At 75.3% G+C, this 19,705-nt stretch carries 21 protein-coding genes; 13 read left to right on the top strand and 8 right to left on the bottom strand.

Annotation, left to right across the window (positions count from 1 at the left end; translation table 11 throughout):
* Positions 1-2 precede the first annotated feature (2 nt).
* Together QNH85_RS17335 and QNH85_RS17330 are read left to right on the top strand one after the other, a co-directional pair.
* Complete coding sequence (locus QNH85_RS17335) at positions 3-452, top strand: rhodanese-like domain-containing protein (RefSeq protein WP_282948408.1); 450 nt, start codon at positions 3-5, stop codon at positions 450-452.
* A complete protein-coding gene (locus tag QNH85_RS17330; protein WP_282948406.1) occupies positions 449-1,699 on the top strand; it encodes an O-succinylhomoserine sulfhydrylase in 1,251 nt (416 codons plus the stop codon). The genes QNH85_RS17335 and QNH85_RS17330 overlap by 4 nt, the downstream gene beginning before the upstream one ends.
* On the opposite strand, the gene QNH85_RS17325 is transcribed toward QNH85_RS17330, so the two are convergent.
* From QNH85_RS17325 to QNH85_RS17300, 6 genes are all read right to left on the bottom strand, one after another.
* On the bottom strand, positions 1,656-2,153 hold the full coding sequence (locus tag QNH85_RS17325; RefSeq protein WP_282948404.1) for a hypothetical protein: 498 nt from the start codon (positions 2,151-2,153) through the stop codon (positions 1,656-1,658). The two genes, QNH85_RS17330 and QNH85_RS17325, sit on opposite strands and share 44 nt — an antisense overlap.
* A gap of 48 nt (positions 2,154-2,201) precedes the next feature.
* Complete coding sequence (locus QNH85_RS17320; RefSeq protein WP_282948402.1) at positions 2,202-2,786, bottom strand: hypothetical protein; 585 nt, start codon at positions 2,784-2,786, stop codon at positions 2,202-2,204.
* A gap of 175 nt (positions 2,787-2,961) precedes the next feature.
* The gene (locus QNH85_RS17315) at positions 2,962-3,885 is read right to left on the bottom strand and encodes a GNAT family N-acetyltransferase (protein ID WP_282948400.1); all 924 of its coding nucleotides are present in this window, start codon (positions 3,883-3,885) and stop codon (positions 2,962-2,964) included.
* A 35-nt stretch (positions 3,886-3,920) separates the two neighbouring features.
* A complete protein-coding gene (gene purQ / locus QNH85_RS17310) occupies positions 3,921-4,616 on the bottom strand; it encodes a phosphoribosylformylglycinamidine synthase subunit PurQ (protein ID WP_213282565.1) in 696 nt (231 codons plus the stop codon).
* Positions 4,616-4,903: a phosphoribosylformylglycinamidine synthase subunit PurS gene (purS, locus tag QNH85_RS17305; RefSeq protein WP_213282561.1), complete on the bottom strand. Its 288-nt coding sequence runs from the start codon at positions 4,901-4,903 to the stop codon at positions 4,616-4,618. Before purS ends, purQ begins: the two co-directional genes overlap by 1 nt.
* Positions 4,904-5,028: 125 nt before the next feature.
* Positions 5,029-5,466, bottom strand: coding sequence for a hypothetical protein (locus QNH85_RS17300; RefSeq protein WP_282948397.1), 438 nt, complete (start codon positions 5,464-5,466; stop codon positions 5,029-5,031).
* A 192-nt stretch (positions 5,467-5,658) separates the two neighbouring features.
* Between QNH85_RS17300 and QNH85_RS17295 the strand changes: the two genes are divergently transcribed.
* Positions 5,659-6,240, top strand: a complete 582-nt coding sequence (locus QNH85_RS17295; protein WP_282948395.1) for a cysteine hydrolase family protein — start codon at positions 5,659-5,661, stop codon at positions 6,238-6,240.
* Positions 6,241-6,255: 15 nt separating this feature from the next.
* Here the strand turns inward: QNH85_RS17295 and QNH85_RS17290 are convergent, their stop codons facing one another.
* Complete coding sequence (locus QNH85_RS17290; protein WP_282948393.1) at positions 6,256-7,737, bottom strand: amidohydrolase; 1,482 nt, start codon at positions 7,735-7,737, stop codon at positions 6,256-6,258.
* Entirely contained in the window at positions 7,734-8,465 is a 732-nt protein-coding gene (locus QNH85_RS17285) for an FMN-binding negative transcriptional regulator (RefSeq protein ID WP_282948391.1), read from the bottom strand. The genes QNH85_RS17290 and QNH85_RS17285 overlap by 4 nt, the downstream gene beginning before the upstream one ends.
* Before the next feature lie 167 nt (positions 8,466-8,632).
* On the opposite strand from QNH85_RS17285, the gene QNH85_RS17280 reads away from it, so the two are divergent.
* From QNH85_RS17280 to sigK, 10 genes are all read left to right on the top strand, one after another.
* Positions 8,633-10,249, top strand: coding sequence for a peptide ABC transporter substrate-binding protein (locus tag QNH85_RS17280; RefSeq protein ID WP_282948389.1), 1,617 nt, complete (start codon positions 8,633-8,635; stop codon positions 10,247-10,249).
* Positions 10,246-11,658: a M14 family zinc carboxypeptidase gene (locus QNH85_RS17275; protein ID WP_282948387.1), complete on the top strand. Its 1,413-nt coding sequence runs from the start codon at positions 10,246-10,248 to the stop codon at positions 11,656-11,658. The genes QNH85_RS17280 and QNH85_RS17275 overlap by 4 nt, the downstream gene beginning before the upstream one ends.
* A complete protein-coding gene (locus QNH85_RS17270) occupies positions 11,655-12,581 on the top strand; it encodes an ABC transporter permease (RefSeq protein WP_282948385.1) in 927 nt (308 codons plus the stop codon). Before QNH85_RS17275 ends, QNH85_RS17270 begins: the two co-directional genes overlap by 4 nt.
* Entirely contained in the window at positions 12,574-13,467 is an 894-nt protein-coding gene (locus QNH85_RS17265) for an ABC transporter permease (RefSeq protein ID WP_282948383.1), read from the top strand. Before QNH85_RS17270 ends, QNH85_RS17265 begins: the two co-directional genes overlap by 8 nt.
* 58 nt (positions 13,468-13,525) lie before the next feature.
* A complete protein-coding gene (locus QNH85_RS17260; RefSeq protein WP_282948381.1) occupies positions 13,526-14,971 on the top strand; it encodes a serine hydrolase domain-containing protein in 1,446 nt (481 codons plus the stop codon).
* Positions 14,968-15,549, top strand: coding sequence for a GbsR/MarR family transcriptional regulator (locus tag QNH85_RS17255; protein ID WP_282948380.1), 582 nt, complete (start codon positions 14,968-14,970; stop codon positions 15,547-15,549). The genes QNH85_RS17260 and QNH85_RS17255 overlap by 4 nt, the downstream gene beginning before the upstream one ends.
* A complete protein-coding gene (locus tag QNH85_RS17250) occupies positions 15,546-17,243 on the top strand; it encodes an ABC transporter ATP-binding protein (protein WP_282948379.1) in 1,698 nt (565 codons plus the stop codon). Before QNH85_RS17255 ends, QNH85_RS17250 begins: the two co-directional genes overlap by 4 nt.
* Positions 17,244-17,488: 245 nt before the next feature.
* Positions 17,489-17,704, top strand: a complete 216-nt coding sequence (locus tag QNH85_RS17245) for a hypothetical protein (protein ID WP_282948378.1) — start codon at positions 17,489-17,491, stop codon at positions 17,702-17,704.
* 71 nt (positions 17,705-17,775) lie between these two features.
* The gene (locus tag QNH85_RS17240) at positions 17,776-19,068 is read left to right on the top strand and encodes a hypothetical protein (protein ID WP_282948377.1); all 1,293 of its coding nucleotides are present in this window, start codon (positions 17,776-17,778) and stop codon (positions 19,066-19,068) included.
* Between the two features lie 49 nt (positions 19,069-19,117).
* Positions 19,118-19,705 (top strand): ECF RNA polymerase sigma factor SigK (sigK, locus tag QNH85_RS17235; protein ID WP_282948375.1); only part of this gene is annotated, 588 nt, incomplete at its 3' end.

Here is a 19,705-nt window from a genome sequence, read left to right as displayed (position 1 = left end):
CTGTGAGCGCGCGGCACGGGCACGGCTACGCCGGCGACCTGACCCCGCAGGAGGCCTGGGACCTGCTCGCGTCCGACGAGCGCGCCGTCCTGGTCGACGTCCGCACCGAGGGCGAGTGGCAGACCATCGGCGTCCCCGACACGGGCGACCTGGCCGGCGAGGACACCGCCGAGCGCACCGCCTTCGTGCAGTGGACCGACGCGTTCGGCCGCCCGAACCCGCGGTTCCTCGACGAGCTCGCGCGCGCCGGGATCACGCCCGACGACCCGCGGCCCGTCGTGTTCCTGTGCCGGTCCGGCGTGCGCTCCGTCGCCGCCGCGAGCACCGCGACCGCCGCGGGCCTCGGCCCGGCGTACAACGTCCTGAGCGGGTTCGAGGGCGACGTCGGCCCCGACGGCCGCCGCGGCCACCAGGGCTGGCGCGCCGAGGGGCTCCCGTGGCGGGAGGCGTGACCACCCCCGGCCCCGGCGACTGGCAGGACGACCGGCTCCCGCGCGAGGGGCTGCGGCCGGACACGCTCGCGGTCCGCGGCGGCACCGTCCGCACCGGGTTCCAGGAGACGTCCGAGGCGCTGTTCCTCACCCAGGGGTACGTCTACGCCCACGCGGCCGACGCGGAGGCCGCGTTCGCCGGCGAGAGCGACCGGTTCCTGTACTCCCGGTACGGCAACCCCACGGTGTCGAGCTTCGAGGAGCGGCTGCGCCTGCTCGAGGGCGCCGAGGCCTGCTACGCGACGGCGTCCGGCATGTCCGCGGTGTTCACGGCCCTCGCGGCGCTGGTCCGCTCCGGGTCGCGCGTGGTCGCCGCCCGGGCGCTGTTCGGGTCGTCGGTGGTGATCTTCGACGAGATCTTCGCGAAGTGGGGCGTCCGGACCGACTACGTCGACGGGCACGTCCCCGAGCAGTGGGAGGCCGCGCTCGCCACCCCCGCGGACGTCGTGTTCTTCGAGACCCCGTCGAACCCGATGCAGGACCTCGTGGACATCGCCACCGTCAGCCGCCTGGCGCACGCGGCCGGCGCGGTCGTCGTGGTCGACAACGTGTTCGCGACGCCCGTCCTGTCCCGGCCGCTCGCGTTCGGCGCCGACGTCGTCGTGTACTCGGCGACCAAGCACATCGACGGGCAGGGGCGCGTCCTCGGCGGGGCGATCCTGGGCACCGACGCGTTCGTGCACGGCCCGGTGCAGACGCTGATCCGGAACACGGGGCCCTCGCTCAGCCCGTTCAACGCGTGGGTGCTGCTCAAGGGCCTGGAGACGCTGTCGCTGCGGGTGCGGCACCAGACGGCGTCCGCGCTGACCCTCGCCGGCCGGCTGGAGCAGCACCCCGCCGTCGCGTCGGTCCGGTACCCGTACCTGCCGTCGCACCCGCAGCACGACCTCGCGCTCGCGCAGCAGGACGGCGGCGGGACCGTCGTGACGTTCGACCTGCGGGTGCCCGAGGGCGCCGGGCCGGACGTGGCGAAGAAGTCGACGTACGCGTTCCTCGACGCCCTGCGGGTCGTCGACATCTCGAACAACCTGGGCGACGCGAAGTCCCTGGTCACGCACCCGGCGACGACCACCCACCGCAAGCTCGGCCCGGCCGGGCGCGCGGCGGTCGGCATCGCGGAGTCCACCGTGCGGCTGTCGGTCGGGCTCGAGGACCCCGCCGACCTCAGCGACGACCTGGAGCAGGCGCTGGCGGCGCTGGAGGGCTGACCGCCGGCGCCGCGGGCTCCGCGGCCGCGCGCGGCCGCCAGCGCAGCAGCGCGACGAGGGCGAGCGCCGTCGGGACGAGCGCGAGGACGGCGCCGTTCGCGATCACGGACGGCCACGACGTGCCGGCGCCCGACGGCGGTCCGACGACGAGCAGCGTCGCGGCCGCGGTGGTGACGACCGCCGTCGCGAGCGTGGTGAGCGCGATCGCGACCGCACGCGCCGGCCGGCCCCGCGGCGGCAGGGACGGGGCGACCGCGAGCACGCCCAGGCCGACCACCGTCAGCGCGGCCGTGCACGGCAGCGTGAGGAACGCGACCAGGTACAGGCTGTAGCCCGCGCCGGCCAGGACGTCCGCCGGCGACATGCCCAGCACCAGCGCGAGGACCAGCCACCCGCCGACGAGCACCGCGGGCAGCGCGAGGCCGGCGAGCACCCAGTGCCACAGACGAGTCACGCACTCAACCTAGCGAGCAGCCGCTCCAGCCCGCGCGGCTCCGGGGCCTCAGGCGGCGACGAGGGCCCGGAGCTGCGCCGCGGCGGCCGGTCCGCCGGCCAGCGGGTGCAGCACGACCCCGTCGACGCCGGCCCGGCGCGCGAGCTCGCGCACCTCGGCCACGAGGCGGTCGGCGGTCGTCACGACCCGGGTGTCCGCCGGCGACCACGTGAGCCCGGCCAGGGCGTCGAGGTGCTCGAGCTGCGACCGCTTGCGGCGGGCGGTCCTCTCGTCGCCCGCGAGCACCACCTCCAGGTCCAGCAGCACCCGCACCTCCGCCCGGTCGCGGCCCGACGCGGCGACGGCCTCCTCCACCAGGGCGGCGACCCGCGACAGCGCGCCCACGGACGGCACGGCGACGGAGAACTCGAGCCGGATGACGTCGGCGTGCACCGCGGCCAGGGCGATCGCCGACTCGGACCCGGGGCGCGACTCCACGGTGCGCACGCCGTAGTCGGGGGCGAGCACGTGGATGGTCGGGTCGGGCGCGGGCGGATGCGCGGGAGCCGGGGCGTGCCGGCGGGCGAGCGGCAGGACGACGGGCAGGTGACGTGCGGCGGCCGCGGGCGCGCGGTCCAGGACGGGCTGAGCCATGGGGTGTCCTCGAGGGGTGGGGCGGGGTGCGCGGCGAGGGCCGTACCGGCCGCGGGCGCGCGAGGTCGTCAGCTCAGCGACAACAGACCCGGCTCAGGAACACGCGAGCACGGTAACCGGCCGGGCGGGCGGGGCACCACGGCGCGTCCACATGCCGGTCCCCGGTGTCGGCGGGTCAGACCGCCGGGGGCGTGAGCGTGCGGCCGAGGTACAGGCCCAGCGGGTCGCCCTCCCAGTCGCCGAACGGCAGCACCGGCCGGTACCCGAGCGCCCGGTACAGGGTCAGCGCCCCCGGCTCGGCGACGCTCGTCCGCAGCACCACGGCGCGCGTCCCGGCGTCCATCGCCGCCGCCTCCAGCGCGCGGACCATCGCGGCGACGACCTCCGACCGCCGGGACCCGTCGCGGACGTCCACGCCGAGCAGCTCCGCGGTCGTGCCCGGGTCGCCCTCGGTCAGCCCGTGCGGCCGGCCCAGCGACGCGGTGCCGGCGGGACGGCCGCCGACGCGCGCGACCACCGCCGCGAGGGCGCCCGGGCGAGGGTCGAGCACGACCTCGACGTCCGGCCCCGGGACCGGCGGCGGCACCGCGCGCGACCCACGCCCCGCCGCGTCGGCACCGGCACCGGCACTTGCACCGGCACCGGCACCGGCCAGGGCCTTCGCGAAGCACCGGGAGTCGGGGACGTCGGCCCACTCGCCGTACCGCTCGACCGGCTCGTACCCGAGGGACAGGTACAGCCCGATCGCCTCGGGCTGCTGCAGCCCGGCCTCCAGGACGAGCCGCGCCCACCCGAGCGCCACCGCCCGGGCCTCGAGCTCGCGCATCAGGACGCGGGCGAGCCCGAGCCCGCGCGCCGGCGGGTCGACGTAGACCCGCTTGACCTCACCGGTGGCGGGGCCGTGCTCGCCGCTGACGTCGCGGAGCGACCCGCACGCCGCGGGCACGCCGTCGACCGCGACGACGAGGGTCACCACGACCGCCGCGGCGGGCGGCTCGGGGGTGCCGTCGTCGCCGTACCGCGCGCTGAGCTCGACCTGCTGCGCGTCGCGCAGGGCCCGGGCCACGGGGTCGGCCCACGGGAGCTCCGCGACCGTCACCCCCGCGGGTGCGGCCGGACGGTCCGGCGTGGCGCTCAGGAGACGAGCGCGCGCATCACCGAGGTGAAGAAGCGCAGCCCGTCGGTGCCGGTGCGGGGGCCGCGCGCGCCGTCGGGGCCGAAGCCGGCCTCGACCGCGTGCTCGGGGTGCGGCATGAGGCCGACGACGTTCCCCTTCGCGTTGCTGATCCCGGCGATGCCGCGGCGCGAGCCGTTCGGGTTGGTGTCCTCGTAGCGGAACACCACGCGGCCCTCGCCCTCGAGCTCGTCGAGGGTGCGGTCGTCGGCGACGTACTGGCCGTCCTGGTTCTTCAGCGGGATGGTGATCCGCTCGCCCTGCTGGTACTCGCGGGTCCAGGCGGTGTCCGTGGACTCGACCGCCAGGACCTGCTCGCGGCACACGAAGTGCAGGTGGTCGTTCTTGATCATCGACCCGGGCAGCAGGTGCGCCTCGGTCAGCACCTGGAAGCCGTTGCAGATGCCCAGCACGGGCATGCCCTTCCCGGCGGCCTCCACGACCTCGCCCATGACGGGCGCGAACCGGCTGATCGCCCCGGCCCGCAGGTAGTCGCCGTACGAGAACCCGCCGGGCAGGACCACCGCGTCGACGCCGTGCAGGTCCGCGTCCGCGTGCCACAGGGCGACCGGCTCGGCACCGGCGAGCCGCACGGCGCGCGCGGCGTCGCGGTCGTCGAGCGTCCCGGGGAAGGTGACGACCCCGATCCTCGTCATCAGGCGAGGCCCTCGGAGAGCACGGTCGCGGCGGCGTCGGCCTCGGAGTCGGCGACGCGCACGACGTCCTCGATCACCGGGTTCGACAGCACCTGCGTGGCCGCCTCGGCCGCGGCGGCGAGCACCTCGGGGGTGACGGGGCCGTCGACCTCCAGCTCGAACCGCTTGCCCTGGCGGACGGAGGTGAACTGCCCGAAACCGAGCCGCGGCAGCGCGCCGGCGACGGCCTTGCCCTGCGGGTCGAGGATCTCCGGCTTGGGCATCACATCGACGACGACTCGTCCCACGGGTGAGCTCCCTGGTTCGCGGCGGTGGGGGTGCGGCACGAGTTTACCGACCCCGGGGGCCTGCTCGGTCCGGACGTCCGCCGCGGGCGGGCCGGGCGCGGGCCCTGCGCGGACCGGCGAGCGCCTCAGGCGGCGCGGACCACGCCGACGTGCGCGTCGCGGCCGCTGGTCAGGTACGCCATCACGGTCGCGTTGTCCCCGGAGCCGAGCCCGGTGGAGTACCCGACGACGACCATCGCCCACCCGCGGTCGAGCAGCGCCGCGAGCCACGCGTCGTCGTGCTGCGCCACGAGCTCGGTGTCGTCGCCCACCCAGAGGGTCGCCCAGCCGCCCGCGGCGGTCAGCGAGGCGCGGTGGTCCGCGACCTCCGTGAGCGCGGCGGCGGTGTGCGCGCCGAGCCCGAGCGCGGCGGTGAGCCGGTCGAGCCGGGAGCGCGCCACCGCGTCGGCCGACGTGGGGTGCACGACCCAGCAGGCGACGGGCCGGCCGTCGCGCGGGTGGAAACCGAGCGCGGTGCGGCTGCCGACGCCGTGCGGGGCGAGGACATGCAGGTCAGGGCACATATGAGCGGGACCGTACGGCTGCCCGCCGCCCACCGCGCGGCGAGGGGTGGGTGCCAGCACCCAGGCCCCGTTCGGCGATGCACCCGAACGACGTACCCCCGCGGTCGCGCGCGGGTGACGTGGCAGGGAGTCGACGGCGGACGGCAGCCGCGGCCCTCGTCGCCGTTCCTCGGCCCCGCCACGATGACGCCCATGGACATCGCCACCGACGCCGCCCTCCTCGTCATCGACGTGCAGCAGGGCTTCGAGGACGCCGCCTTCTGGGGCCGGCGCGACAACCCGGACGCCGAGCGGAACATCGCCGCGCTCCTCGGCGCCTGGGAGGGGACCGGCCGCCCGGTCGTCGTCGTCCAGCACGCGTCGCGCACCTCCCCGCCCCTGTACGACGGCACGCCCGGGTTCGCGCTCAAGCCCGTCGTCGCGGACGTCGAGCCGAGCCTGCTGGTCCGGAAGTCCGTCAACTCCGCGTTCTACGGCACGCCGGACCTGCACGACTGGCTGACGCGCGCCGGCATCGGGCAGCTGGTGCTCTGCGGCATCCAGACCAACATGTGCGTCGAGACCACCGCGCGGATGGCCGGCAACCTCGGCTACGACGTGGTGTTCCCCGCCGACGCGATGCACACGTTCGACCTCGCGGGGCCCGACGGCACCGTCCTGTCCGCGGAGGACCTGACCCGGGCGACCGTGACCACGCTGCACGGCGGCGGCTTCGCCCGGGTGGTCCCGACGGCGGACGTGGTCCGCGCGGTGACGACGGTGCCGGCCGCCTGACGGGGCTCGCGGGCGTCAGAACCCCCGGTGCGTCCAGCGCCCGGCGAGCAGCGTGCCCGCGACCGGCATGTCCCGCAGCGGCGTCCCGGAGGACAGCGGGTCCGCGTCGAGCACGGCGACGTCCGCGGGCGCGCCGACCTGGAGCGTCAGCGGCTGCCCGTCGGTCGACGAGCGCAGCGCGGTCAGCAGGTCGAGCCGCTGCTCGGGGTGCCACGGGTCGCGGCCGTCGCGGGTGCGCTCGACGGCCGCGGAGATCGCCTGCCACGGGTCGAGCGGCGCGACCGGCGCGTCCGAGCCCATGGCGAGCGGCACCCCGGCGGCGGCGAGCGACGCGAGGGCGAACGCGCGGCCGGTGCGGCCGGCCCAGTGCCGGTCGGCGACGTCCCGGTCGTCCATGGCGTGCTCCGGCTGGACGGACGCGGTGATGCCGAGCGCGGCGAACCGGGCGACGTCGGCGTCGGTGAGCAGCTGCGCGTGCTCGACCGAGCCACCGGCCCCGCTGGCCTCGAACGCGTCGAGCGCCAGGGTGTTCGCGTGGTCCCCGATCGCGTGGATCGCGCACGTCAGGCCCTTGCGGTGCGCGTGGGTCATCAGGGGCACCAGGTGCGCGGTGGGGACGGACAGGATGCCGTAGGCCTCCGGGCCGCTGAGCCCGGGGTACGGGTCGTGGCAGAACGCGGTGCGGGTGTTCAGCGAGCCGTCGGTGACGACCTTGAGCGGCCCCTGCTGCAGCAGGCCGCGGGTGCCGACGAGCACGTCGCCGGTGCGCAGCTCCTCCGCGAGGACCTTGTCGAGGTACGGCTCCCACACCCCCGCGCGGACGCGGAGCACGTCGTTGCCCGCGGCGATCCGGCGGCGCCACGGCGTGAGGTTCTCGGTGATCTCCAGGTCGACCACGCCGACGACCCCGCGCTGCGCGGCGGCGCGCGCGGCCTCCGCGACCCAGGCGTCCGCGACGTCGTCGGCCACGTGGTCCACGACGGCGGTCAGCGGCAGCCACTCGGCCTCCCGCAGCAGCCCGGTGGGGTGCGGCGCGACCCCCACGTGCCGGAGGCCGGCCGTGCTGAACCATGCGCAGTGCAGGTCGGCGGACACGAGCACGACGGGGGTCTCGCCGACCGCGGCGTCGAGCAGCGCGGACGTCGGCGCGTCCGGCCACAGGCCGTCCCGGAACCCGTAGCCCACCAGCGCGGTGCCCGGGGTGAGCGGCCGGGCGGCCAGGCGGTCGAGGACGATCTGCACGGCGTGCGCCGCGGACGTCGCCGCGGACACGTCGAGCCGCTGCCGCGCGAGCGCCCACTGCGTCATGTGGGTGTGCGCGTCCCACAGCCCGGGCAGCACCGTGCGGCCGCCGACGTCGACCTGCTCGACACCGGCGCCCGCGGTGCGCGCGACGTCCGGGCCGACGGCGTGCACCCGGCCGTCGCGCACCAGCACGTCGACGGTCCGGGCGGCGCCGACCAGGCGCGCGTGGGTGAGGACGAGGGGTGCGGTCACGGTCGGTCCTCCCCGGTCCCGGTGCGGCGGTCGAGCTCGGCGCGCATCTCGGCCGCGAGCGCCGGGTTCGCGTAGTGCGGGTCCGTGCCGAGCGCCTCGACGACGCGCTCGGCGACCTCGCGGGGCTTGTCCTGGCTGAGCTTCGCCTTGCCCTGGAACCGGGTCACCCGCAGCCGGAACCCCACGGCCCCGGGCGCGATCCGCCGGGCGTAGCCCTCGACGTCCGGCATCCGCACCGGGTCCGGCATGGGCGCCTCGTACCGGTCGACGGTGGCGCCCATCACCGCGTACGACTCCTCGGGGTCGAGCAGCTCGAGGGTGCCGTACAGGTGCACGGCGACGTAGTTCCACGTGGGGACGGCCGGGGTGTAGCCGTACCAGCCGGGCGAGACGTACCCGTACGGGCCCTCGACGACGAGCAGGTGCTCGCGGGGGCCGTCGACCTGGTGCAGCAGCTCGTCCGGGCGGCCCAGGTGGCTGAGGACGGTGAACGGCGCGGCGGGCAAGCGGAACCGGTCGGGCAGCCCCCGGGCGTCGCGGCGACGGGGTGCCGCGGCGGCGGGCGGCGCGGGCGCGTCGCCGGCGGGCGTCTCCTCCAGCAGGACCGGCACGTGGGACGCGACGGGGCCGTCGTCGGTCACGGAGACCAGGGTCGCCCAGCCGTGCTCGCGCACGAGGTCACGGACCCGGGCCTCGTCGGTCAGCACGTAGTCCTCGGTGTGGATCACGCGGCCCATCGAACCACCGCCGGGGGGCCCGGCAGCAGCCCCCTGCCGTGTCGGGCACGTAAAAGTTTCATTTCCTACTGAACTTTCAGAGCCCCGGCTATTGACGCCGGCGAGCCCGCGACGGTCGACTGAGCCACCCCGAGCAGCACCCCCGAGTGGAGGCTCCCATGAACTCGACGCGACCCCGGCTCCTCGTCGGCGCCCTCGCGCTCTCCCTGACCCTCGCCGCGTGCAGCGGCGGCGGCTCCGACGACGCGGAGTCGGCGGCGGCAGGCGGTTCCGGCGGCGGCGCGATCAGCGTCGCGGTGACCGACCCGGCCCAGCTCGTCCCCGGCCGGCAGACCGTCGCGTTCGACTTCGCCATGGCCGTGTGGTCCTCGCTCACCTGGGTGGACGACCAGGGCGAGGTCAGCATGCTCGCGGCCGAGTCGGTGGAGTCGGACGACGCCACCACGTGGACGATCACCCTCAAGGACGGCTGGACGTTCCACGACGGCACGCCCGTCACCGCGCAGTCCTACGTCGACTCCTGGAACGCGGTGGCGTACGGGCCGAACGCGTGGGAGAACACCGGCCAGCTCGCGAACGTCGTCGGCTACACGGACCTCAACCCCGCCGCCGGGGACCCGACCACCACCGAGATGTCCGGCCTGACGGTCGTCGACGAGCTCACCTTCACGGTGCAGCTGGTCGGCCCCGACGGCCAGTTCCCGATGCAGATCAGCCAGGGTCAGACGGGCATGTACCCGATGCCCGAGTCCGCGTTCGACGACGTCGAGGCGTACAACCGGCACCCCGTCGGCAACGGCCCGTTCGAGCTGACCAACGACTACGTCGAGAACGAGACGCTCGTCGTCGCCGCCTACGACGACTACCAGGGCCCGGAGCCCACGGTCGACGAGATCTCGTTCGTCCCGTACGCCGACACCACCACCGCCTACACCGACGTGCAGGCCGGCAACCTGGACGTGGTCGGCGTCCCGGCGGCCCGCCTCCCGCAGGCCGAGGGCGACTTCGGCGACCGGCTGTACTCGTTCGAGGCGCCCGGCATCTCCTACCTCGGCCTGCCGCTGTGGGACGAGCGCTACTCCGACGTGCGGGTCCGCCAGGCCATCTCGATGGCCATCGACCGGGACACGATCAACGACGTGATCTACGGCGGGACGTTCACGCCCGCGACCGCGCTGACCCCGGCCGTCGAGGCGGGGACGCCCGAGGGCATCTGCGGCGAGCTGTGCGAGTACGACCCCGACGCGGCCAAGGCGCTGCTCGACGAGGCCGGCGGCTTCGACGGCACGATCGACATCTACTACCCCGGCGGCATCGGCCTGGACGAGCTGTACACCGCGATCGCGAACCAGCTCCGGCAGAACCTGGGGGTCGAGGCGGTCGCCACGCCCAGCACCGACTGGGCGGAGTTCTACGAGACCCGGCTCGACGGCGCGGTCGACGGCCCGTTCTTCTCCCGGTGGGGCGCGCTGTACCCGAGCCAGCAGAACACCCTGCGGGCGCTCTACGTGGCCGACGGCGGCTGCACCAACTGCATCCCGTACTACGAGCCGGAGGTCGCCGGGCTGATCGCGACCGCCGACGCCCAGGTTGACGCGGCGGAGGCCGCCGACGCCTACGCCGCGGTGCAGGAGCGGATCATGCAGGACTTCCCGGCGCCGCCGCTGTTCTTCGAGACGTACTCCTTCGTGACGTCCGAGCGGATCGCCGACCTGCCGACCTCCGCCGTCGGCAACCCGACCTACGCGATGGTGACCCTGGCGGAGGGCGCGTGACGCACGGCGCCACCGGGGCGGCGGTGGGCTCGCTCGAGGACGTCCTCGAGCGGGTCCGCCGCGTCCCCGCGATCCACGACTTCCCGACCGTCGACGCCCTGCTCGCCTGGTTCGACGACCTGGTCGCGCGGCACCCCTCCCTGGCGCGGTCCCGCCGGATCGGCACCTCCCGGCTGGGCGAGCCGATCCCCATGGTCAGCATCGGGTCCGGGCCGCGGCAGCAGCTGCTGTTCGCCGGGGTGCACCCGAACGAGCCCATCGGCTTCCGGACCCTGCAGCACCTGGCCGGCGAGCTCGTGGCCGACCCCGGCCTGCTGGCGTCCACCGCCTCGACGTGGCACCTCATCCCGTGCATCGACCCGGACGGCACCCGCCTGAACGAGGGCTGGTTCGCCGACCCCGCGGACCGCACGGCGTACGCGCGCCGGTTCTACCGGCCGGCGCCGGTGGAGCAGGTGGAGTGGTCGTTCCCGTTCGCCCACAAGGACGCGTACTTCGACGCGGTGATCCCCGAGACGCAGGCGCTCATGCGGGTCATCGACGAGGTGCGGCCCGAGATGATGATGTCGCTGCACAACGCGGAGATGGGCGGCGTCTACTACTACCTCTCCGACGACGTCCCGGGCCTCGTCCCGGCCCTGCACGCGGTCCCGCGGTCGCTCGGGCTGCCGCTCGACACCGGCGAGCCGGAGTCCCCCGCCCTGCGCCGGATCGCCCCCGCGGTGTTCTGGTCGATGTCCACCCGCGACGAGTACGAGTACCTCGCGGGGCTCGGGCTCGACGCCGCGTCGATGGTCGGCGGGGAGTCGTCCGCCGCGTACGCCGCCCGGCACGGCACCGTGAGCCTGATCGCGGAGCTGCCGTACTGGTCGCACCCGCTCGCCGAGGACGACACCTCGACGTCGACCGACTACGCCGACGTCGTGCGGGCCAAGGGCGAGGCGCTGGTGGACCTGGGCACCACCCTGTCCCGCCTGCTCGACGAGGCCCGGCCCGACCTCACCGTCCGCACGCCGTTCCTGCGGGCCAGCGAGGCGTTCGTCCCGATGATGGCCGTCACCGGCCGCGCCGAGATCGCCCGCGCGGACCGGCCGGAGACGTCCCGGCCCGCGACGGCCGCGGAGGTGTTCAGCAACGAGGACGTCGTCCGGTGCTTCCGACTGCGGTTCGGCGGCATGCTGCTGCGGGCCCTCGCCGCGGAGGCCGACGCGGGCATCGCCACCGCCCGGGTGCGCCGGGTGCTCGAGCAGGGCCGCGCGGTCTACGAGGAGTGGGTCGCCGAGGCCGAGGGCGTCACCGGGCTGGAGGTGCTGCCGATCGAGAAGCTGGTCGGCGTGCAGTACGGCGCGGCGCTGGCGGCGGTGCGGTGCCTGGCCGACCGCGACGCGACGGTGGGGGGCGACGGGTGAACCGCTACCTCGTCCGCCGGGTCGCCGAGCTCGCGATCGTCTTCGTCGGCGTCACGCTGATCATCTACCTCATGGTGTTCGCGCTGCCGGGCGACCCGATCCAGGCGCTGGGCGGCGACCGGCCGCTGCCGGCGAACGTCGTCACCGAGCTCCGCGAGCGCTACCACCTCGACGAGCCGGTGCTCCAGCAGTACGCCCGCTACCTCGGCGGGCTGTTCCAGGGCGACCTCGGCACGAACTTCACCGGGCAGTCCGTGTCCGAGCGGATGTCGCTGCGCTGGCCGGTGACGATCACGCTGGCGCTGACGGCCTGGGCCATCGAGGTCGTCCTCGGCGTCCTGCTGGGCCTGTTCGCGGGCCTGCGCCACGGCCGCACCGGCGACCGGTTCGTGCTCGCCGGGACGATCCTCGCGACGAGCGTCCCGGTGTTCGTCGTCGCCGTGTCCGCGCAGCTGCTGTTCGGGGTGCGGCTCGGCTGGTTCCCCGTCGCGGGCACCACCGAGGGCTGGCCGACGTCGTACCTGCTGCCCGCGCTGGTCATCGCGCTGTTCGGCCTCGCGTCGGTCACCCGGCTCATGCGCGGCAGCGTCGTGGACACCCTGCAGTCGGACTTCGTGCGGACCCTGCGGGCCAAGGGCCTGCGCCGCCGGGAGGTCGTCGGCGTGCACGTGGTGCGGAACTCCGCGATCCCCGTGCTGACGTTCCTCGCGATCGACCTCGGCTACCTGCTCGGCGGGACCGTCGTCGTCGAGGGCGTGTTCAACCTGCCCGGCGTCGGGAACCTGCTGTTCCAGGCGATCCGCACCCACGAGGGCCCGACGGTCGTCGGCGTCTCCACCGCGCTGATCATCATCTTCCTGCTCACCAACCTGGTGGTCGACCTGCTGTCCTCCGTGCTCGACCCGAGGATCCGCCATGAGTGACACGCTGACCGCGACGGCGGTCGCCGAGACCGCCCCCTCCGCGCCGCGCGGCGTGTGGCGGAGCCTGCGCCGCCGTCCCCTGTTCTGGCTGTGCGCCGTGGTGCTGGCGGTGCTGGCCCTCGTCGCGATCGCCCCGTCCTGGTTCGCCGGCTGGTTCGGGCAGCCCGACCCGCGGGCGTGCGACCTCACGCAGAGCGCCCGGCGCCCCGGCGGCGACCACGTGTTCGGCACCGACGTGCAGGGCTGCGACGTGTACGCGAACGTCGTCTACGGCACCCGGGCCTCGCTCACCGTCGGCGTGGTGTGCACCGTGCTGGCGCTCGTCGTCGCCCTGGTGCTCGGCACCGCCGCCGGGTTCTACGGCGGGTTCGCCGACCGGCTGATCGCGCGGCTGACCGACGTGTTCCTCGGCTTCCCGTTCCTGCTGGGCGCCGTGGTCGTGCTGACGTCGATCGGCACGCGGTCCCCCGTGACCGTGGCCCTCGTGCTCGCGCTGTTCTCCTGGCCCACGATGGCCCGGCTCGTGCGGGGCTCGGTGCGCGCCGTGCGGGACGCCCCGTACGTCGAGGCGGCGCGCGCGATGGGCCTGCGGGACCGGCGGATCATCGCGCGCTACGTCCTGCCCAACGCCATCGGGCCGGTGCTCGCCGTGGCCACCACGATGGTCGGCGGCGTCATCGTCTCGGAGTCGACGTTGACGTTCCTCGGCCTGGGGCTGCGGGCGCCGTCGATCTCCTGGGGCCTGCAGCTGTCCAGCGCGCAGACCTACTTCCAGACCTCCCCGCACATGCTGGTCTTCCCGAGCATCTTCCTGACCGTCACCGTGCTGGCGATGATCACGCTCGGCGACGTCCTGCGCGACACCCTCGACCCGAAGTCCCGCTGAACCCGCTCCACCGCTCCCCCGCCGAGACCCGGCACCCCACCCAGGAAGGCACCACCTCATGTCCGACCGCACCGCCGCCGTCGTCCGCGCCGCCGCCCCCTACCTGTGGTCCTGGGTGGAGCAGCAGGCGGCCTACCGCCGGGCCACCGGCGTGCAGGTCGCGATCCGGGTCGGCGACGAGGTGCTGCTCGACGCGGCGTGGGGCGTGGCGGACGTGACGACCGGGGAGCCGCTGACCACCGAGCACCTGTTCCGGATCGCCTCGCACTCCAAGACGTTCACCGCCACCGCCGTCCTCCAGCTGGTCGAGCAGGGGCGGCTGCGGCTCGACGACCCCGTCGGCGACTTCGTCCCGGAGCTGCGCGAGGGCGGCTCCCCGCTCGCGTCCCGCACCGTGCGGGAGCTGCTCGGCCACCAGGCCGGCGTCATCCGGGACGGCGCCGCGGCGGACTTCTGGCAGCTCGACGGCCCGTTCCCGGACCGGGAGGCCCTGCTCGCGGACGTGCTGGCGAACGGCGAGGTCTACGGCCCGAACGAGCACTTCAAGTACTCGAACGTCGGCTACTCGCTGCTGGGGCTCGTGATCGAGCAGGTGACGGGCCGCCCCTACGGCGAGCACCTGCACGCGGCCGTCGTCGAGCCGCTCGGGCTGACCCGCACCGGCGCCGAGTACGCCCCCGGCCGCGCGCACGAGTACGCCGCGGGGCACACCGGCCTGCTCGACGCCGACGACCGCCGCGAGCGCATCGACCACGTCGACACCCGCGCCATGGCGGCCGCGACCGGGTTCTTCTCCACCGCCCGCGACATGACGGAGTACGGCGCCGCGCACTTCCTCGGCGACGAGCGGCTGCTCACCGACGCCTCCAAGCGCGTGATCCAGCGCCTGGAGTCCGTCGTCACCGCGTACGGCACCGAGCTCGGGAAGTACGGCGTCGGGATGGACCTGCACACGTTCGGCGAGCGCGACGTCGTCGGGCACAGCGGCGGCTACCCGGGCCACATCACCCGCACCTACATCGACCCCGAGGACCAGCTCGTGGTCAGCGTCCTCACCAACGCGATCGACGGCCCCGCCGACCCCATCGCCGTCGGGCTCATCAAGCTGATCGACCTCGCCCTGAAGGCGCCCGCCGACGCCCCCGAGCCGCCCGCCGACGCGCGGCCGCTGGCCGAGTACACCGGCCGGTTCGCGAACCTGTGGGGCATCAGCGACGTCGCCGAGCTCGGCGGCCGCCTCGTCCTGCTGCGCCCCGCCGCCCCGGACCCCGTCGCCGCGTACGAGGAGCTCACCGTGCTCGGGCGGGACGCGCTGCAGATCCACCGCGGGCCGGGCTTCGGCACCGTCGGCGAGCCGATGACCTACGAGCGGGACGCCGACGGCACCGTCACCAGCGTGCGCGCCGCGATGACGTCCTGGCCCGTCGAGGTGTTCCGGGCCCGGCGCACCGGCATGACGAACCGCCGCGAGGCCGGCGCCGCGGTCCCTACGGTGAGCGCATGACCGACGCCGGCACGCCTCCCCCCGCCACGCCGTCCCCCGCGCCCGCCGAGCCGGCCCTCGACGCGGACGCCCGGGAGTGGATCGAGCAGTTCGCCTCCACGTGGGACAACGCGAACAGCGCCCGCATGGAGGGCCGCGTCGTCGGCCTGCTGATGATCGTCGACCGGCCCTACCTGTCCTCCGCGCAGATCGCCTCGCTGCTCGTCGCGTCCGCCGGCGCCGTGTCCACCGCGACCCGGCGGCTGGTCGAGATCGGCTTCATCATGCGGCACAGCATCCCCGGCGACCGGAACCACTACTTCCGCGTCGAGGACGACATCTGGGGCTCCTGGCTCGCCAGCGAGCGCACGTACCTGCCCCGGCTGCAGCGCGTCATCGACTCCGGGCTCGTCGCGGTGAGCGACGACGACCCCGGGCCGCGGCGGCGGCTGCTGAACGCCCGCAACTACTTCGAGTGGCTCGCCGGGTACCACCGCAAGATGCTCGCCGAGTGGGAGGCGCACCGCGACGCCCTCGCCGCTGCCGAGGACGAGGCCGAACGCGCCGGGCAGCCCCCGGCCGGGACAGGAGCACCGTGACGACCGAGCCGACCTCCACCGACCTCGTCGCCGACCGGGCCACCGCGGCGACCGCGACGCCCGTGCTCGACGTCACCGACCTCACCGTCACGTTCCGCGTCGACGGCGGGCGCTCGCCGGACGTCGCCGCCGTGCGCGGCGTCTCGTACGCGCTGCTGCCCGGCGAGGTGCTGGCCATCGTCGGGGAGTCGGGGTCGGGCAAGTCGGTGTCGTCCCTGGCCCTGCTCGGCCTGCTGCCGGGCAACGCCACCGTCACCGGCAGCGCGCGGCTCGACGGGCAGGAGCTGATCGGCCTGGACGACCGGGCGCTGACCGAGGTGCGCGGGCGCCGCGTCGCGATGATCTTCCAGGACCCGTCGAACGCGCTGGACCCGGTGTTCACCATCGGGTACCAGATCCGCGAGATGCTCCGCCGGCACGTCCCCGGGCTGTCCCGGGCGGAGCGCACCGCGCGGGCCGTCGAGCTGCTGCGGATGGTCGAGCTGCCCGACCCCGAGGAGCGCCTCGGCTTCTACCCGCACCAGCTGTCCGGCGGCCAGGCGCAGCGCGTCATGATCGCGATGGCGCTGGCGTGCGACCCGCAGGTCCTCGTCGCGGACGAGCCGACCACCGCGCTCGACGTGACCGTCCAGCAGGAGGTCCTGGACGTCCTGCGCCGCCTGCGCGCCCGGACCTCGGCCTCGATCGTGCTCATCACCCACGACATGGGCGTCGTCGCCGACCTCGCCGACCGGGTCGTCGTCATGCGGCACGGCGAGGTCGTGGAGACCGCCGACGTCGCGACGCTGTTCGCCGCCCCGCGCGCCGAGTACACCCGCACCCTGCTCGCCGCCGTCCCGCGCATCGGGGCGCCGCCGCGCGACTCGACCGCCGACGACCGCGAGCGCCCCGCGCTCAACGTCGAGCACCTGGTCGTGGAGTTCCGGAACCGGCGCGGCCGGGTCGTGCGGGCCGTCGACGACGTCACCCTGCGCGTCCAGCCCGGCGAGATGCTCGCGCTCGTGGGCGAGTCCGGGTCGGGCAAGTCGACCCTCGGCCGCTGCGCGCTCGGGCTCGCGCCGCTCACGTCCGGCACCGTCGAGGTCGTCGGCACCCGGCTCGGGCGGGACACCCCGCGGGCCGTGCGGGCCGCCCGCACCCGCATCGGCGTCGTGTTCCAGAACCCCGCGGCGTCGCTCAACCCCCGGTACACGATCGGCGAGTCCGTCGCGGAGCCGCTGCGCGTGCACGCCGGCCTGCGGGGCCAGGCGCTCGACGCCCGGGTCGCCGAGCTGCTGGACGGCGTGGAGCTCCCGGGCGCGTGGGCGTCCCGGTACCCGCACGAGCTGTCCGGCGGACAGCGCCAGCGCGTGTCCATCGCCCGGGCGGTGTCCCTCGACCCGGAGCTGCTCATCGCCGACGAGCCGACCTCCGCGCTCGACGTGTCCGTCCAGGCGACCGTCCTCGAGCTGTTCCGGTCCATCCAGCAGCGCCTGCGGTTCGCGTGCCTGTTCATCAGCCACGACCTCGCCGTCGTCGACGAGCTCGCCGACCGGGTCGCCGTGATGCACCGCGGGCGGCTGGTCGAGATCGGCGAGCGCAGCCGCGTCCTGCGGTCCCCCGAGGACGCCTACACCCGGCGGCTGCTCGAGGCCGCGCCCGTCCCCGACCCCGCCGAGCAGGCGGCACGCCGGGCGGCTCGGGCGGCCTCCTGACCTGCGGGTCCGGGCCCGCGTCGACGCGGACGGAGGTCCCCGGCGCGGCGTGATCCGGGCCACTGTGGGTGAATTCACCCCGGCGATACCACCGATCGGCTTGGTTCGCCACAGGAAGACGTGCGACCGTCCGATGGACACGAGACCACGGGCGTGTGAACGCGCACACCCGTGGCGCACAGCGACACCGGCCCCCCGGTGCCGTCACGGTCCGCCCCCGGGCGGCCCACCGCACGGAGGTACCGATGACGACCGAGATCACGCGCAGCACCTGGCACGCGTGGAGCCCCGAGGACGAGCTCCAGGCCGCCGTCGGCCCGCTGCCCTGCGTCGCCCGCCCGCACGCCGGGCTGGTGCACCGTGACGGGCCGTGCCGGTGCTTCGTCGGCGGCCCCGCGCCGGAGCACGACGGCGGCCGGTACGACGCCGTCCTGCGGTCCGCGTCCCAGCTCCCGGAGTAGCCCGGACCCATCCGGGCCGCCGCCCGCTCCGAACCCCCGGTGACACCCACCGAGGACACCCAGGAGCGATCATGCGACGCACCCGCAGCACCTACGCCGTGGCCGCGATGGCCGCCGGGCTCACCCTGAGCCTGACGCTCACCGCGTGCGGCAGCGCCGAGGACGACACCGCCGCGGGCAGCAGCCCGTCAGCCACGTCCAGCACGGGCATGGACCACGACGCGATGGACGCCGTCGCGCCCGTCAGCACCGGCGACCCGTTCGCCGACGCCCGCACCGCCGCCGCGCACATGCCCGAGACCGGCCTGACCCTGGCGACCGGCCTCGCCGCCGCCACCGGGACCGCCGGCGAGGTCGACTCCGACGCGGCCACCCTGCGCGCCGGGCTCACCGCCCTCCTGCAGGAGCACGTCTACCTGACCGGCATCGGCGTCGCCACCGCGTACACCGCCGGCGCCGACTCCCCCGAGTTCACGGCCGCGAAGGCCGCGCTCGACGGCAACACCGCCGACCTGGCCGCCGCCGTCGGGTCGCTCGCCGGCGACGAGCAGGCCGCCGCGTTCCAGCAGCTGTGGGACGCCCACGTCGGCTACTTCGTCGACTACGCCGTCGCGACGAAGTCCGGTGACCAGGCCGGTGCGGACGCCGCGCAGGCCGAGCTCGCGGGCTACACCACCGACGCCGGCGCGTTCTTCGAGCAGATCAGCGCGGGGAACCTGCCCGCCGCCGACGTCGCCCAGGCGCTCGCCATGCACGTGAGCACCATGTCCGCCGCCATCGACGCGCTCGCCGCCGGCGACCCCATGGCGTCCGACACCCTCAAGGCCGCCGCCGACCACGTCGGCATGGACGCCGGCACCATCGCGACCGGCCTGGCCGCCGGCGCCGGCCTGCCCGGTGACGCCATGGACGACGCCTCCACCCTGCGGTCCACCCTGACCGCGCTGCTCCAGGAGCACGTCTACCTCGCCGCGTACGCGGTGTTCACCGCCTACACCGCCGAGGGCGGCGTCGAGTCGCCGGCGTTCACCGCCTCGGCGGCGACCCTCGACGCCAACTCCGTGCAGCTCTCCGAGGCCGTCGCCTCCCTGGCCGGCCCGGACGACGGCACCGCGTTCCTCGAGCTGTGGCGCGAGCACATCGGCTTCTTCGTCGACTACGCCGTCGCGGACGCCGCCGGCGACGAGGACGCCCGCCAGCAGGCCCTCATGGACCTCGACGGCTACCGCCCGCAGGCCGGGGCGTTCTTCGAGCAGATCAGCGACGGCGAGCTCCCCGCCGACGACGTGGCCGCCGGGCTGGGCATGCACGTGTCCACGCTCGCCGGGGCCATCGACTCCCTGGCCGCCGCGCTGGTGCGCTGAACCGGCACCCGTGACGCCGGAGGAGGGCACGTGCGGCACACTGGCGCACGTGTCCTCCCCCGGTGCCCGCTCCGCGGCGCAGCTCGCCGCCGACGACGCCCTCGCGCGGGTCGCCGACGGCGACCTCGACGCGTTCACCACCCTGTACGACACGCTGTCCCCCGCCGTGCACGGCACGGCCCTCGCCGTCCTCCGCGACCCCGACCACGCGGCGGAGGTCACCCAGGAGGTCATGGTGGAGATCTGGCGCACCGCCGCCCGCTGGGACGCCCGGCGGGGATCGGCGCGCGCGTGGGCGACCACCATGGCGCACCGCCGGGCCGTCGACCGCGTCCGCTCCGTCCAGGCGCAGCGCAACCGCGACCAGGCCGTCCTCGACGCCGACCGGCCCCGCGACTTCGACGTCGTCGCCGAGCAGGCCGAGTCCCGCCTCGAGGCCGAGCGCGTGCGCCACTGCCTCGGCGGGCTGACCGACACCCAGCGCGAGGCCGTCGTCCTCGCCTACTACGACGGCCGCACCTACCGGGAGGTCGCGGAGAGCCTTGCCGCCCCGCTGCCCACCGTGAAGAGCCGCATCCGCGACGGCCTCACCCCCCCGCCCGACCCCCCGGGCGCGGCGGCACGACCCGCCCCCCCC

Source organism: Cellulomonas endometrii, from assembly GCF_949769265.1.
In the GTDB taxonomy this organism is placed as follows: domain Bacteria; phylum Actinomycetota; class Actinomycetes; order Actinomycetales; family Cellulomonadaceae; genus Cellulomonas; species Cellulomonas endometrii.
Note: the sequence above shows the minus strand (reverse complement) of the source record. Positions and strands in the feature narration are given on the sequence as shown.

Excerpts from the sequence above, each read along its gene's own strand:
- QNH85_RS17320 (WP_282948402.1), bottom strand. The coding sequence starts at position 2,786 with ATGGCTCAGCCCGTCCTGGACCGCGCGCCCGCGGCCGCCGCACGTCAC.
- purQ (WP_213282565.1), bottom strand. The coding sequence starts at position 4,616 with ATGACGAGGATCGGGGTCGTCACCTTCCCCGGGACGCTCGACGACCGC.
- QNH85_RS17300 (WP_282948397.1), bottom strand. The coding sequence starts at position 5,466 with ATGTGCCCTGACCTGCATGTCCTCGCCCCGCACGGCGTCGGCAGCCGC.
- QNH85_RS17295 (WP_282948395.1), top strand. The coding sequence starts at position 5,659 with ATGGACATCGCCACCGACGCCGCCCTCCTCGTCATCGACGTGCAGCAG.
- QNH85_RS17280 (WP_282948389.1), top strand. The coding sequence starts at position 8,633 with ATGAACTCGACGCGACCCCGGCTCCTCGTCGGCGCCCTCGCGCTCTCC.
- QNH85_RS17265 (WP_282948383.1), top strand. The coding sequence starts at position 12,574 with ATGAGTGACACGCTGACCGCGACGGCGGTCGCCGAGACCGCCCCCTCC.
- QNH85_RS17260 (WP_282948381.1), top strand. The coding sequence starts at position 13,526 with ATGTCCGACCGCACCGCCGCCGTCGTCCGCGCCGCCGCCCCCTACCTG.
- QNH85_RS17255 (WP_282948380.1), top strand. The coding sequence starts at position 14,968 with ATGACCGACGCCGGCACGCCTCCCCCCGCCACGCCGTCCCCCGCGCCC.
- QNH85_RS17245 (WP_282948378.1), top strand. The coding sequence starts at position 17,489 with ATGACGACCGAGATCACGCGCAGCACCTGGCACGCGTGGAGCCCCGAG.
- QNH85_RS17240 (WP_282948377.1), top strand. The coding sequence starts at position 17,776 with ATGCGACGCACCCGCAGCACCTACGCCGTGGCCGCGATGGCCGCCGGG.